The following is a 15,503-nucleotide window of genomic DNA, read 5'->3' on the forward strand; positions in this document are numbered from 1 at the left end:
GCGTCGATTACAGATACAAAAAAAGCGCCGAAGGGCGCTTTTTTAACTACTAATCGTAAAGATTAACCTAGTGCTTTGATTTGTGCAGCTAGACGGCTCTTATGACGAGCAGCTTTGTTCTTGTGAATCAAGCCTTTAGTAGCCATTCTGTCAAGTACTGGAGTAGCAGCAGTAAGTGCAGCTTGTGCCGCTTCTTTGTCACCGCTTGCAATTGCAGCGATAACTTTCTTGATGCTTGTACGAGTCATTGAACGACGGCTAGCGTTGTGCTGACGACGCTTTTCGGCTTGGATTGCACGCTTCTTAGCAGACTTAATGTTAGCCAAGGTGTAACTCCCAAAATAAATTCATGTCAAAAACGAGGGTGCGGATTGTGCCTACCAAACGCCCAAATGTCAAACGATTTAAAACTTAAATCATTCCGCATTAAAACGCGCAAGCTATTGAACACAAAGTATGCTCAACACGTTGCACATTCTTTGCGACATTTCTCTGCGACATTTTTTGAAAGAAATTCGTAATGATATTCTTTCAGGACATTTAAGCGATAGACATGCAAAAACAACAGCACCCCATGTCGGGCGCGGATTATAGCAAGAAAGTTCATAAAGGTGCACAACTATTTTGAATAAATCGTTTCGTAGACCATAGGCTTTCGCTATTATGGCTCGCTCGCAACCTGTTGTTGCCTCTTTACGCCTAGTAGACGTCTTTAGTTACTCATAAAAAGCGTTTGCTATTCAGCCTTTTCTTTATCTCTTATTGGAAGTGTGACGTGTCACGGAAGTTAATAAAATCTGGTCTTATCGTCAGTATTATGACCCTGGTCTCGCGAGTATTAGGCCTGGTGCGTGATGTTGTTGTTGCCAAGCTTATGGGCGATGGGGCAGCCGCTGACGTATTTTTCTTTGCTAACAAAATTCCTAATTTTCTTCGTCGTCTATTCGCTGAAGGCGCATTTGCGCAAGCGTTTATTCCAGTATTAACCGAAGTGCACGAGAACGACGATAAAAAGCAGCTTAGAGAGTTCGTTGCAAAAGTCAGCGGTACATTAGGCGCTATTGTTTTTGTAGTTTCTATCATAGGGGTTATCGCATCACCGGTTTTGGCCGCTTTATTCGGAACAGGATGGTTTGTGGCGTGGCTGGAAGGAGACGAGGCGGGAGATAAGTTTGTGCTCGCGTCGACCATGTTAAAAATTACCTTTCCTTATTTAGCGTTTATCTCTTTGACTGGGTTGGCCGGGGCGATACTCAATACGCTCAATAAGTTTGCGGTTGCCGCTTTCACGCCGGTTTTACTTAACGTATGCATTATTGCATGCGCAATATACTTAGCACCTACGCTAGAGCAACCCGCATACGCGCTAGCGTGGGGGGTGTTTATCGGCGGTATTGTACAGTTCTTGTTTCAACTACCGTTTTTGTTCAGGGCTGGGCTTTTGGTAAAGCCAAAGTGGGGCTGGCATGACGAAAACGTGATAAAAGTACGCACCCTGATGATCCCTGCTTTATTCGGTGTGTCAGTAGGGCAAATCAATTTGTTGTTTGATACCTTCATCGCCAGCTTTTTAGTTACCGGTTCAATAAGCTGGTTGTACTATTCAGACAGGCTGCTTGAATTTCCCCTAGGGTTGTTTGGTATTGCCATCGCAACAGTCATTTTACCTACGCTATCCCGAAACCACGTCAGTAATAACCCCAAAGCGTTTGCTGCGAATATCGATTGGGCGTTTCGCATGGTGTGTTTATTGGGCATTCCCGCGGCAGTGGGACTTGGCGTGATGGCAAGGCCTATTCTGACCGTTATTTTTCAGCGCGGCGCGTTTACCGCGGAAACCGCCATTATGGCGTCTTACTCGCTTACCGCGTACTCGTTTGGCTTGCTCAGCTTTATGCTGGTAAAAATCCTCGCGCCAGGGTTTTACTCTCGCCAAGATACCAAGACGCCAGTGAAATTTGGTATTTGGTGTATGGTCGCAAACATGGTGTTTAACCTTATTTTAGCGATTCCGTTTGGTTATGTAGGGCTTGCTGTCGCTACCAGTATGTCAGCAACGCTTAACGCCGCTTTGCTTTATATAACACTGCATAGACAAGGTGTATTTGCGTTAAGCCGCACATCGGTTTTGTTTATTGCCCGTGTGGTTATTGCAAGTGCTGCCATGGGCGGGCTTATTTATTATCGCGATCAAGGCTTAGCTTTCTTTGAATTGTCTCTTTCCGCCCAAATGTTAGAGGTAGGAATAACCATTTCGCTGTCGGTTATACTCTTTGTGATCACCATGGTGGTGCTGGGCATGCGACCCAGACATTTCAGAAGCGGCGGCGATTAGTATTCAATAGATGCGAAATAGCGCATGGAGTCAGAATGGCCCGTGTGCTTGGTATTGTGCTCGCGGTCGGCTATAATCGCGAGCTTTGATTTTCTAGCAGTTAAAAGGTAGTGGCTAACAGTGGAATTTATCCGCGGGCTAAACAATGTAAAACCGCACCATAAAGGGTGTGTGCTCACTATTGGCAAGTTCGACGGCGTACACCGTGGTCATCAAGCTGTGTTGGCTAACGTGCTTGAAAAAGCGAAATCGCTATCACTTCCTGCCACCGTAATGGTGTTCGAACCGCAGCCTGAAGAAGTCTTTATGCCTGATAAAGCGCCAGCGCGTATAAGCCCTCTTCGCGAAAAATACGAATTGCTGCGCCAACAAGGTGTGGACAGACTGCTTGCTGTGCGATTTAACGCGGAGTTTGCTAAGCAAAGTGCCGATACCTTCGTTCACGATTTATTGGTGGACAAACTGGGTGTTAAATTTCTTGTTGTTGGCGACGATTTCCGTTTTGGCAATGGCCGTAAAGGCGATTTCGAAATGCTCGAGGCGGCAGGTCGCCAATACGGTTTCGAAGTAGTAAGCACCCACAGTTTTACCATGCACGCTCACCGCATAAGCTCTACCGCGGTGCGAGAAGCGTTGGCTGACAGCGACTTTGGTTTGTCTACCGAAATGCTAGGGCGCCCGTTTGCTATTCACGGTAGGGTGGTTCACGGCGAGAAAAAAGGTCGCACCATTGGCTTTCCCACCGCGAATGTCATGCTAAAACGTCAAAAAACGCCAATTCACGGCGTGTTCGCAGTTCGTGTCGACGTAGATGGAAAACACTATAACGGCGTTGCGAATATTGGCACCCGCCCTACTGTTAACGGGGTAAGAAACCAGCTGGAAGTCCATATTTTTGATTTGTCATCTGACCTATACGGCAAGCCTATTACGGTGTTTCCGATGGCAAAAATAAGAGATGAAATTAAATTTGATTCTTTTGAGGCGTTGAAAGATCAAATTCAAGCAGATGCAGCACAAGCGCGTCTGTTATTAGCATAGTTAAACGTGATAAAGTCACGAAAAGTTTCTGCGCGTATTAATTTTATTGAGCTTGATTTTTTAAACGTGGATCCTTGTTCGCGAAACGCGTAAGTAAGTCACTGTGCTAGAACATATAACGTCAGCCTTGCGCTAGTAAGAACGACACACAGTTTTACGTTGAACCTTTTACATTCAGCGTTTTAATTTGAACATCGCAAAATGAATATCGCCTTCACAATGTGTTAGTGCATTGGGTGAAAATTAAGGTAACCGGATAATACAATTTTATGAGTGATTACAAAGCCACACTGAACCTTCCAGAAACTGCGTTCCCGATGCGCGGTAACCTTGCTCAGCGCGAGCCGAAAATGCTTAAAGACTGGCAGGAAAAAGGGGTATACAGCAAAATTCGTGAAGCGAAAAAAGGCAAAAAACCGTTTATTCTTCACGATGGCCCTCCTTATGCAAATGGCGATATTCACATTGGTCACGCGGTTAACAAAATTCTTAAAGACATTATTGTAAAGTCAAAAAACCTTTCTGACTTCGATTCTCCGTATGTTCCTGGGTGGGACTGCCACGGTTTGCCGATAGAATTGATGGTAGAAAAGAAAGTTGGTAAGCCAGGTAAGAAAGTTACGGCGGCTGAATTTCGTCAAAAGTGTCGCGAATATGCACAAAAGCAAATTGACGGCCAAATGGCTGACTTTAAACGCTTAGGTGTGTTTGGTGAGTGGGATAACCCATACAAAACAATGGACTTCAAATCTGAAGCCGACATCATTCGTGCATTAAGTAAAATTGTAGACTCTGGTCACTTAGAAAAGGGCTTCAAACCTGTTCACTGGTGTACAGATTGTGGTTCAGCACTTGCTGAAGCAGAAGTTGAATACAAAGACAAAGTATCACCGGCAATCGACGTTAAGTTCCCAGTGGCTGATGTGGCTGCTATCGCAGAAGCGTTTGGCGTGTCTGAAAGCGACTTAACCACACACAAAGCGGGCGTTGTAATTTGGACCACCACACCGTGGACACTGCCGGCCAACCGTGCAATCAGCTTACACCCAGAGCTTACCTATGCAATTATTGAAGTTCAGCCTTCAAACGAATGGCTAGTGGTAGCGCAGGACCTGCTTGAAAGCTGCATGAGCCGCTACGGCGTTGAAGATTTCCGCGAAGTGGCAACCTGTACTGGTGCTGCGCTTGATAAGCTTAAAGTTAATCACCCATTCTTAGACCTTGAAGTTCCGTTAATTCTAGGCGACCACGTTACAACTGATTCTGGTACAGGCTGCGTACACACAGCCCCAGCTCATGGTGTTGACGACTTTAACGTGGGCAAGCAATACGATATCGAAGTGTACAATCCGGTAGGTAACAATGGCGTGTACCTTGAAAACACACCGCTGTTTGCAGGTCAGTTTGTATTTAAAGCCAACGATGAAATTATCGAAACGGTTAAAGAGAAGGGTAACCTTGTCCTAAACGTAAAATACGAGCACAGCTACCCGCATTGCTGGCGCCACAAAACGCCAATTATTTTCCGCGCTACGCCTCAGTGGTTTGTAAGCATGGATAAAAAAGGCCTTCGCGCTGAATCACTTGAACAAATTAAGCAAACCAAGTGGATCCCAGATTGGGGCCAAAACCGCATTGAAAAAATGGTTGAAGGTCGTCCAGACTGGTGTATCTCACGTCAACGTACGTGGGGCGTGCCTATTCCTTTGTATGTGCACAAACTTACCGGTGAAATCCACCCAGAGTCTGCGGCGTTAATGGAAAAGGTGGCACAAGAAGTTGAAGCTAAAGGCATTCAAGCGTGGTGGGATCTCGACGATGCAGCCCTGCTTGGTAGCGAATTAGACAACTATGAAAAAGTGACCGATACGCTAGACGTTTGGTTTGACTCAGGGGTAACGCATTACTTCGTTGTAGACCGTCGCGATGATATCCCGGCCTCTGCCGATTTATATCTTGAAGGTTCTGACCAGCACCGCGGTTGGTTTATGTCTTCGCTTATGTCATCAACTGCCATGCACGGTCACGCGCCTTATAAAGAAGTGCTAACACACGGCTTTACGGTAGATGCCCACGGCAGAAAAATGTCGAAGTCGGTAGGTAATGTTGTGGCGCCTCAGGAAGTGACTAACAAATTAGGCGCAGACATCCTTCGTCTATGGGTAGCGTCTACTGACTATCGCGGCGAGATTGCGGTATCGGATGAAATCTTAAAGCGTGCTGCAGATGGCTACCGCCGCGTACGTAACACCGCGCGATTCTTGCTTGCTAACCTTAACGGCTTCAACGTTGAAGATGCGGTAGCAGAAGACGATATGGTCGCGCTTGACCGCTGGATTGTTGCTCGTGCTAAGGCACTTCAAGAAGAGCTTATCGAAGCGTATGACAACTACGACTTGCTGGTAGTGTCACAGAAGCTTACGCACTTCTGTTCCATTGAGCTGGGCTCATTCTATTTAGACGTAATTAAAGACCGTCAGTACACGGCAAAAGCAGATGGCCTTGCCCGTCGCTCATGCCAAACGGCCATGTATCATATCATTGAAGCATTGGTTCGCTGGATGGCGCCTATTACCAGCTTTACTGCTCAAGAAATCTGGGAAACGTTACCAGGTGAGCGCAGCGAGTTTGTATTCACTGAAACCTGGTACGAAGGGTTTAACAACTTCACGCAAAGCGATACGTTTAACGATGCCCTATGGCATCAAGTGCTAAGCGTAAAAGACGCGGCAAACCAAGCGATGGAACAGGCGCGTAAAGATGGCGAGCTAGGTGGCTCACTAGAAGCGAGCATTTCGCTTTATGCTACCGAGTCGTTGTACAACGTACTCGCAAAGCTTGAAGACGAGCTACGCTTCGTTCTTATTACGTCGGGCGTTACGCTAACTAAAGTTGACGGTGCACCGTCTGATGCGAAAGCCACAGACGTAGAAGGTTTATGGTTGAGCGTTAATAAAGCAAGCGGTGAAAAGTGTGTTCGCTGCTGGCATCACCGTGAAGATGTGGGCTCACATGAAGGCCACGAAGAGCTTTGTGGTCGCTGTGTGACAAACATTGACGGTGATGGAGAAGAACGCCACTATGCTTAAGCTTTTTCGCGAAACAGGCTTGCGTTTTTTGTGGATAAGCGCAATTGCGTTTATCCTCGACCAATGGAGTAAGTACACGGTTATCGACAGTATGTCCTTGTATCAGTCGATACAGGTATTGCCGTTTTTTAACTTTACTTACGTACACAATTACGGCGCCGCATTTAGCTTTTTAGAAAATGCAGGTGGCTGGCAGCGCTGGTTCTTTACTGCCATTGCTGTTGTAGTAAGTGTAGTGATTTTGTGGTGGCTGAAGCAGTCACCCCGTTCGCAAAAAATGCTGCCCGTTGCGTTTGCCTTTATTCTAGGTGGTGCATTAGGCAATGTTTACGACCGTTTAGTCCATGGTTATGTCATCGACTTTTTAGATTTTTACGTAAACAATTACCACTGGCCAGCGTTTAACATTGCCGACAGCGCAATATTTATAGGCGCGGCTTTACTTATTATCGACATGTTTAAAAATGGCGATAAAAAAAGCGAAGGCAACGGTGCAGACGCGCAAACAAGCGCGGCAGACAGTAGCGAAACCATTAAGTAGTATTCGGAAAGGTTATGACAGACTCATTGATAATTGGTGCTGATAACGAAGTTATTCTTCACTTTGATTTAAAGCTAGAAGATGGCTCTGCCGCTGACAGTACTCGTGTAAACAACAAACCTGCCAAAATGGTGATGGGTGACGGTAGCCTTACGCCGAATTTTGAAGCGTGTTTACTTGGGCTTAAAAAAGGTGACAAAAAGTCATTTAAATTAGGCCCTGAAGATGCATTCGGCCAGTCTGATCCAAATAATATTCACTATATGGATAGAAGCCGCTTTGGTGCAGATTTGCAAGTTGAGGAAGGCATGATTTTAGCGTTCGCACAGCCTGATGGTTCAGAGATTCCGGGTATTATTCGAAGTGCTGCTGGTGACTCTGTTACGGTAGATTTCAATCATCCGTTAGCAGGGCAAACGGTTATCTTTGACGTTGAAATTATTGATGTTAAACCTGGCGTGTCAGCACAAGGTGGAAACTAGTTATGCAAATTCATTTAGCTAACCCTCGTGGCTTCTGTGCGGGCGTTGATAGAGCTATCACCATAGTTGAACGCGCGCTTGAAATGTTCGAGCCGCCCATTTATGTGCGCCACGAAGTGGTACACAATAAATTTGTGGTAGATGGGCTACGTGAGCGTGGAGCGTTATTTGTGGATGAACTTCACGAAGTACCAGACGACAGCATAGTAATATTTTCTGCCCATGGCGTATCGCAAGCGGTAAGAAAAGAAGCAGAAAGTCGTGGTCTTAAGGTCTTTGACGCCACGTGCCCCTTAGTGACCAAAGTACATATGGAAGTTACCCGCGCTAGCAAAACGGGCACTGAATGTATCTTAATTGGTCATGCTGGTCACCCTGAAGTAGAGGGCACCATGGGTCAGTACAGCAACGAAGATGGCGGTATTTATTTAGTTGAATCTGAAGCTGATGTGGCAACGCTTGAAGTTAAAGACCCGACCAACCTTTATTATTGCAGCCAAACTACACTGTCTGTTGATGATACCGCTGATGTTATTGATGCACTTCGCGCTAAGTTCCCCAAAATCAATGGCCCGAGAAAAGACGACATTTGCTATGCCACGCAGAATCGCCAAGATGCGGTGCGTGACCTAGCCCAAGATTGTCAGGTATTACTGGTTGTTGGTGCACAGAATAGCTCAAACTCGAACCGTCTTCGCGAGTTAGCTGAAAAAATTGGCGCTAAAGCCTATTTGATAGCTGATGCTAATTGCATTCAAGAAGAATGGCTAAAGGGTGTAGAGCATATTGGCGTTACCGCAGGCGCATCTGCACCTGAAGTGTTAGTCCAAGGTGTGGTAAATAAACTCAAAGCATGGGGCGCGGTTTCAGCTTCTGAACGTGCTGGACGCGAAGAGAATGTAGAATTTGCCGTACCTAAAGAGCTGAGGGTTAAACAGGTCGTCTAATCTATCCCTATTTTAAAATAAAAAACACCGCACCTAGTTGCGGTGTTTTTTTATGCTTTTGTCTACTGGAAATTCAACGGCTTACGAATAGATAATGATACCTTAAATCAAAACGAATTTAGTTATTTGGAATTTGACGTTTAAAGTTGGGGGATATATACAGCGATATTTTTGCTGGGCGTGTAGGGCTAATACTTTGATGAGAGCCCGCTGGATTTGTAAAGTTGATTATTCTGCCCGCGTTTTTCTAGGCTCATCAAAACGCTATGTTAGTGCAAGTTTGTCTTCTTCTTATAGCCGCTTTGCTACCTCAAAAATAGCAAAAATTTATACGTTTTGATAACCAATGATACCCAGTGTAATACGCTTTTGTCTTACTATACTAAATTGGTGATAACACCCGTTCTTACGTTTTGAATCTGGCAAAGGTGATGAGAGTTAAAAAGGTGGCGATAAACCAAGTGAAAGGAAGCACAATCCGCTTACAGCGCGGTGTTGGTCTTATAGAGATCTTAATTACTCTATTTATATTAGCAGTAGGTTTATTGGGCGTTGCTGCGCTTCAATTTACAGGCTCTTTTGCTAATAAAGATGCTATTAGCAGGACACAGGCTGAAATGGTAGCTGCACAAGTGGCAGAGCGATTAAGGGCTGCTGCTCGCCCAGCAACCGTTGGCGACGGAATGGTGGCAAATAACGACTACTTCTCAGACACCACGTACAACTTTTCAGGCCTAAGTTGTGCTAGTACTTCTCAACCTTACTACGGCTGCTGTTTAACGCGACCTGCTGATATTCCAAATTGTGAAGGGCAATCTTGCACCGAAACTCAAATGGCCAAATACGACGGCTGGGCATTATCTTGTTCAGCGGTGCAAACCAACCCGCAAACCACAGTGTCAGTATCTTGTGCTGATAATAACAACGCTGACACCTACAGTTGTAGTCCGGGCTCACGTGTGGAGGTGTTGCTTATGTGGCCAGTATCATCCTCTGGCAATCATCAATACCAGCTAAACTCTCGTTGCAATAAAGCAGACGGAGACAGCAATGCATGTGTTTTTAAGGACATCACTCTATGAAGCTCCTTAATCAGCGCAAACAACACGGGTTTTCCCTTGTAGAGTTAATGATTGCTTTGACCCTAGGGCTTGTTATTTCTGGTGCAGTCATACAGGTGCTAGTGAGCTCGAGTGTAACTAACAAGCTCAATCAAGCCGTTGCTCAAGTTCAAGAGTCGGGGCGTTTTATCATGGCGCGTCTGTCTGCAGAATTTTACGAAGTCGGACGCTACGACCAAATAGTCGCAAATGTCGACACATCTGTTGATATTGTCGCTGAAGCTGCTTATGTCGAAAATCACCCTATTGCCATAGCCGGCGATTTTCCTACTAATAACACATTAGGCAGCGTGCAGACCGCGAGCGGTGGCAGCGACAAACTCGTAGTTAGCCTATTAAACGATGAAGACTGTACAGGGAACTCGCATGGCTATGCTGGCAGTGAGTTTCACGTAGTTAATCACTATTTTGTAAGTGGCAGCACGCTCAAATGCACGGGGTACGATGGGCGCGTTCTTCTTGGTCTTAAATCACAATCTGTTGATCCCGTTACTGTCACATTACTCGACAACGTAGAAAGTTTTCAGGTGCAGTTTGGTGTGTCAGACGTGATTACAAGTTCAAATGGTCAAGCCGTGACTTACGTTACAGCCGACGATATCGATAATCTAAGAGCCCTTAATCAACAAGTGGTGTCTTTACGCTGGGCTATTATGCTGAAAAGTTATCAAAATGAAGTAAGGCAGACCCAGGCACAAAAATATGCGCTTTTAAATGAAGCATCAATAACAATGGGTACCGCTCACTATTATCAAGTGTTTACAAAGACTTTAGCGCTAAGAAATATGAAAAATTTTGTCAGGAGTTCACGATGAAACAGCAAGGCTTGGTCATGGTGTTTGCACTGCTTGTTTTGCTGTCGATCACGGTTTTAGGCGTTAGTGCGGTAACCAGTAGTTTGTCTCAATCTAAAATGGCCGTGTCTATGCAGCAAAGCGGTTTAGCATTTGACGCTGCTGAGTCGGCAATTGCAGGCGTGTTCTTCGAGTCAGAAGATGAGTCGCTGCTGACTGATCCGACAAAAACAGACCCCCTCTCCGAAGCCAGACAAGGCAATATATTTGACCCTGATGTAGATACTATGAGTTGTATCGACGATGAGCAGTGGACTGATAGGTTCATGACTGAAGGGGGATTATCGGTGGGTAACAGGCATATCACGGATGGTACTTACCAAACTGCGGCTTCTTCAAAAAGCTGGTCGCGTACTGCTTTTATTCGTGAACAAGCTTGCCGGGGTTCAAGCAATGTGATTGGTGGAAGTAATATTAACTGCCACGTATTTATTATTAGAGGCTGCGGAAAAGTTTCGGGTAAGTCCACAGTGGTAGCTAATAGTTTAGCTGCATCAGTCTTTGGCCCGGCCTCACAATAGGTGTCGTAATGAAGAAAATTTCCAACTACTTAGTTTCAATTACGCTTTTTAGCTGTATCGGCTTTTCTGCTTTTGGTGATGATCTCGACATTTATCTCGGCAATGCCAGTAATGCTGTTACCTACAACCCGAATGTACTCTTTATTATGGACTCATCAGGGAGTATGGGGGCATACGACAACACTAGCCAAACAAGAATGCTTAGAGTCCAAAATGCACTTAAGGAAGCATTGGGTGAAGCAACAAACATCAATGCTGGACTGATGCGCTTCTCCGATTATGGCGGGCCAATTCTTTATCCAGTGCGAAATATTGACGAGGCGGTGCGTCCTGAAATTATTATTTCAACGAATGACGACAACCATGATGCCCACGAAATAAATGGAAGTGTGACGACAGACAGCAACGACTTGATCTTAAGTAGTGGCACTCAAACGGTAACCTCTGGTATGCGGTTTACTGACTTAAATATCCCTCAAGGGGCCACTATTGTAAGTGCTAACATTCGTCTTACTTCTGAAAGGTTTAATGTTGCAGGCACTTCACTGGTTATTTCAGCAGAAGCGTCTGCGTCAAGCACAGAGTTTTCTTCTTCTAATAACAATCTAAGTACACGTACTAAAACCGCTGCCAATGTTGAATGGTTAACTGATAATAGCTTTCCGGCCTCAGGCGAAGTCATTACCACGCCAGATATTAGCGCTGTAATACAAGAAGTAGTGGACTTATCTGGGTGGTGTGGCGGAAAAGACTTAAATATCCTAATAGAAGGTTCAAGTTCGGATGCCGCGAGCGGTCGAGAAGTAAGAGCAAGTGATGTTGGTCAAAGCGGTGCGCCACAATTAGTTGTTTCTTACGATGACTCTACCGCGACGGGCTGTGTGCAAGGTGAGGGGATTTATCAGGTTGGGAACTCGAAAGATAACTCTGAGGAAGATACTGATGGTTACCCTAACACTGGGAGCGAACTGACATTTCACCCTTCCTATAACGATTATATTGGCGTTCGATTTAGAAACGTAAATATTCCACAGGGCGCAGAAATTGCTGAGGCTTACCTTGAGTTTACAGCGTATAGCACAGTGACCTACGGCAACCCAAGTATGCGAATTCGCGGTGTCGCCGACGATGACGCGTCAGACTTTCATCCAAATCAGCGTTATCGCTTACGAAATTTACCGAAAACATCGGGCATTACTTGGTCGATGCCTGACTTTTATAACAACAATAGTTATAGAACACCTGATATAAGCGCTATTGTAAAGCAAATCGTCGACCGTTCAGGCTGGGAATCAGGTAATGATATGGCGTTTGTGATGGATGATTTTGTGTCTTATCGCGGTGCGCATACCTACAACTCGCCGTCTAAAGCGCCAAAGCTTATTGTTAAATTTAACGGTGCTGCTACACCAGGTGCTACGGCATCAGTACGCGAACACTTGATAAGTAAAATTGATGAACTAAGTGCGAATGGGTTTACTCCTATCGTAGATACGCTGTTAGAGGCGACAAATTATTACGGCGGTCTAAGTGTAGATTATGGTAGAAAGCGCGGAGAGAGCGACGTAAATTCATCAGTAAGACGTAGCACCCGAGTGAGTCATCGTAGCTCATATATTGGTGCCGACTCCATTTTGCCGTCTGGATGCACGGAAGATAACTTATCCGACAGTGATTGCGTGACAGAGCAAATTCCTACCCCCGCGACTTATATATCCCCTGTTTCTGACTTGCAGTGTCAAACCAACAATCACATTGTTTTATTGTCTGATGGTGAAGCGAATAATAACCATAGTGTGTCTAAAATTCAGACGCTGCTTGGTAAAACATGTACTGGAAGTGGTGGGGAAAAGTGTGGTCTTGATTTGGTCAAAAACATCAGCGATACCTCTACGTCGGTAATTGGGCCAAAAGTCGTAACGCACACCATTGGCTTCGCTGCGAATAACACCGCTAATAATTTCCTCAATCAACTCGCTTTGCAAAGTGGTGGAGGCTTCTATCAGGCCGATAATAGTACTGACTTGCTTGAAGCATTCAATACTATTTTGCGTTCAGTAAAAGACGTTAACGCCACGTTTGTTTCTCCTGGTGTTGCCGTAAACCAATTGAACCGTCTTACCCATAGAGACGAGCTTTACTTTGCGCTATTTAAACCCAGTGAGGGGGCAATTTGGCCAGGTAACTTAAAGCGGTACCGGTTAAGTGGAGACGAAATTCTCGATAAAAATAGCCTTAATGCTGTTAATAGCGAGACAGGTTTTTTCGCAGAAAACTCACATAGTTATTGGTCTACACTAGCTGACGGCAGTGAGGTGAGTGAAGGTGGTGCCGCAAGTCGTCTAGGGATAAACCGCAACATATATGTGTTTGATGGTGTGGGCACTATCGTGGATGAGGACAATGCGCTACACGAGAACAACTCGTCTATTACAAAGGCAGATCTCGCCATTCAAAGTGAAACTGACGCCGACGATTTGAGAGAGGCGATACTAAAATGGGCAAGAGGTGTCGATGTTAAAGATAGCAATGGCAACGGTAGTACAAGTGACTACAGGACTCAAATGGGCGACCCTATTCATTCGCAGCCTATTATTGTGAATTACGGCACAGACGACTCTGCCATCTTCGTTGCGACTAACCAAGGTATGCTACATTCATTTGATACAGAAACTGGCGAAGAAAACTTTGCCATTATGCCAAAAGAGCTACTGCAAAACTTACATCATTTCTACAAGGATACACCGTCGCTTGACCATGAATATGGACTAGATGGCGATATGGTTCTTAGGACTGTAGATAACAAGATGTATCTTTACGTTGGTATGCGCAGAGGCGGTCGCAATTATTATGTCTTTGACGTTACAGCGAAAAACTCGCCTAAGCTTAAGTATCAACTTACTGGCGGTGAAGGTGACCTAACTAAGTTGGGGCAAACCTGGTCAAGACCAACCATCACGAAAGTGAATATGGGAGGCGTAGTTAAAAACGTGATGATTGTTGGAGGGGGTTATGATGACGCTCAAGATGATCGTTCAATAAGAGGCAACGACGTAGTGGGCAATGCTGTTTACATGTTTGATGCTGATACTGGAAGCTTGCTTTGGCACGCCAGTAATGAAGATTCTGATCTTGATTTAACTAATATGACCTACAGTATTCCGGGGCGCATTTCTGTTATTGATAGGGATAATGATGGTGAAGCCGACCACATGTATGTTGCAGATACAGGGGGCCAACTATTTCGTCTGGATATCTATAACGGGGAGTCTGGTTCTGATTTTATCAAAGGTGCACGTATTGCCGATTTCGGTGGTGATACTGAAGAAACCAATCGCCGTTTTTACTATGGCCCGGATGTGACCGAAATCGCATTGGGTGAAGAATTGTATTACGCCGTTGCACTAGGTAGCGGGTGGCGTGCATCTCCACTTGATACTGTTGTAGAAGACAATTTCTACATGCTTAAAGATAGCGGTGTGTTTAAGCGAGATGAAAACGGCAGGTATACCTACATGAACACAGTGACGGAAAGCAGTATGTATAATGCAACCAGTCACGCGCTAAACAGTAGTGATGAAAGTGAGCGAGCACTTGCCGCCGCGGCGTTCGCCAACAAAGATGGCTGGTATTTGAATTTAACAACGAATGGCGAGAAAGTATTGTCTTCACCGCTAATTATTGATTATAAGGTGTTCTTTACCACGTATATTCCTGCCGTTAGTAGTACTAGCGCTTGCGCTCCCCCAACGGGTAATAGCCGAGCGTACCTTGTCAGTATGTTCAATGGTAATGCGGTTACCGACGTCAATAATGACGGTGAGGTAAATGGTGATGATCGGGTTGCTGAGTTAAAGCAAACGGGTATAGCGCCAGAGACCAAAATTCTAATAGAAGATATTGTTAGTCCCGTTGTATGTTTAGGTACAGAGTGTGTGTCTGCGGTGATTGAGGTCGATGAAGACGGCAATGACGAAGCTTGCACCAGTGCATTTGAATGCTTAGCTGAAAATATTTACGGTCGATTTGAACGTATTCAGCGCGGAAGCTGGCATTCAGAAACAGAAAGGGAATAACCATGAAGTTCAAAAAGCAGTTACAAGGATTTTCACTTATAGAATTGATGATTGTGGTGGCTATCGTCGGCATAATCGCGGCCATTGCCTATCCGTCCTATCAGGGTGTTATCGCTGATGGATACCGCGGTACTGGTCAGGCGGATTTATTAGGCTTAGCGTCCGCGATGGAGCGTCATCATAGTGGCTCTTTTAGTTACAAAGGCGCCGGCGCAAGCGGAGGCGATACAGGAGCCCCTTCAATTTTTGCAACGCATTCACCTTCATCAGAGCCAGCGGCTAACCGTCGCTATAATCTGACTATTGAATCTGCAAGTGCTACCGATTATGAGTTGAGAGCAACCCCCGTTTCGGGCTCTGGTCAAGATGCAGATGGCACCCTTTACTACTTCAGCGATGGAAGGAAAGGGTGGGACAAAAACAATAATGGTTCTCTAGAAACTGGTGAATACTGCTGGTCTTGTTAACGCTTTATTGATAAACCTGTGGTGCTATA

Annotated in this window: 12 protein-coding genes; 11 read left to right on the forward strand and 1 reads right to left on the reverse strand. The window is 45.3% G+C overall.

Going from position 1 to position 15,503, the window contains the following annotated elements; genetic code table 11:
* Positions 1-62: 62 nt before the first annotated feature.
* Entirely contained in the window at positions 63-326 is a 264-nt protein-coding gene (gene rpsT / locus E5672_RS11285; RefSeq protein WP_014950134.1) for a 30S ribosomal protein S20, read from the reverse strand.
* 449 nt (positions 327-775) lie between these two features.
* On the opposite strand from rpsT, the gene murJ reads away from it, so the two are divergent.
* The 11 genes from murJ to E5672_RS11340 all read left to right on the forward strand — a co-directional run bounded on the left by murJ (position 776) and on the right by E5672_RS11340 (position 15,474).
* A complete protein-coding gene (gene murJ, locus E5672_RS11290) occupies positions 776-2,335 on the forward strand; it encodes a murein biosynthesis integral membrane protein MurJ (protein ID WP_136782296.1) in 1,560 nt (519 codons plus the stop codon).
* Between the two features lie 120 nt (positions 2,336-2,455).
* A complete protein-coding gene (gene ribF, locus E5672_RS11295) occupies positions 2,456-3,376 on the forward strand; it encodes a bifunctional riboflavin kinase/FAD synthetase (protein WP_014950132.1) in 921 nt (306 codons plus the stop codon).
* A gap of 269 nt (positions 3,377-3,645) precedes the next feature.
* Entirely contained in the window at positions 3,646-6,465 is a 2,820-nt protein-coding gene (gene ileS / locus E5672_RS11300) for an isoleucine--tRNA ligase (protein WP_136782297.1), read from the forward strand.
* A complete protein-coding gene (gene lspA, locus E5672_RS11305) occupies positions 6,458-7,006 on the forward strand; it encodes a signal peptidase II (RefSeq protein WP_136782298.1) in 549 nt (182 codons plus the stop codon). Before ileS ends, lspA begins: the two co-directional genes overlap by 8 nt.
* 14 nt (positions 7,007-7,020) lie before the next feature.
* On the forward strand, positions 7,021-7,488 hold the full coding sequence (gene fkpB / locus E5672_RS11310) for an FKBP-type peptidyl-prolyl cis-trans isomerase (protein ID WP_014950129.1): 468 nt from the start codon (positions 7,021-7,023) through the stop codon (positions 7,486-7,488).
* A gap of 2 nt (positions 7,489-7,490) precedes the next feature.
* Positions 7,491-8,435 carry a 4-hydroxy-3-methylbut-2-enyl diphosphate reductase gene (gene ispH / locus E5672_RS11315; RefSeq protein ID WP_136782299.1) on the forward strand — a complete coding sequence of 315 codons (945 nt, stop codon included), beginning with the start codon at positions 7,491-7,493 and terminating at the stop codon, positions 8,433-8,435.
* Positions 8,436-8,866: 431 nt separating this feature from the next.
* On the forward strand, positions 8,867-9,517 hold the full coding sequence (locus E5672_RS11320; protein WP_136782300.1) for a prepilin-type N-terminal cleavage/methylation domain-containing protein: 651 nt from the start codon (positions 8,867-8,869) through the stop codon (positions 9,515-9,517).
* Complete coding sequence (locus tag E5672_RS11325) at positions 9,514-10,371, forward strand: PilW family protein (RefSeq protein WP_136782301.1); 858 nt, start codon at positions 9,514-9,516, stop codon at positions 10,369-10,371. Before E5672_RS11320 ends, E5672_RS11325 begins: the two co-directional genes overlap by 4 nt.
* Positions 10,368-10,931: a pilus assembly PilX family protein gene (locus E5672_RS11330; protein WP_136782302.1), complete on the forward strand. Its 564-nt coding sequence runs from the start codon at positions 10,368-10,370 to the stop codon at positions 10,929-10,931. The genes E5672_RS11325 and E5672_RS11330 overlap by 4 nt, the downstream gene beginning before the upstream one ends.
* Positions 10,932-10,939: 8 nt before the next feature.
* The gene (locus tag E5672_RS11335; RefSeq protein ID WP_136782303.1) at positions 10,940-15,007 is read left to right on the forward strand and encodes a PilC/PilY family type IV pilus protein; all 4,068 of its coding nucleotides are present in this window, start codon (positions 10,940-10,942) and stop codon (positions 15,005-15,007) included.
* 2 nt (positions 15,008-15,009) lie between these two features.
* Positions 15,010-15,474 (forward strand): type IV pilin protein, encoded by a 465-nt coding sequence (locus tag E5672_RS11340; RefSeq protein ID WP_136782304.1) that lies wholly within the window; start codon positions 15,010-15,012, stop codon positions 15,472-15,474.
* Positions 15,475-15,503: the final 29 nt, after the last annotated feature.

The organism is Alteromonas portus (genome assembly GCF_005117025.1).
In the GTDB taxonomy this organism is placed as follows: domain Bacteria; phylum Pseudomonadota; class Gammaproteobacteria; order Enterobacterales; family Alteromonadaceae; genus Alteromonas; species Alteromonas portus.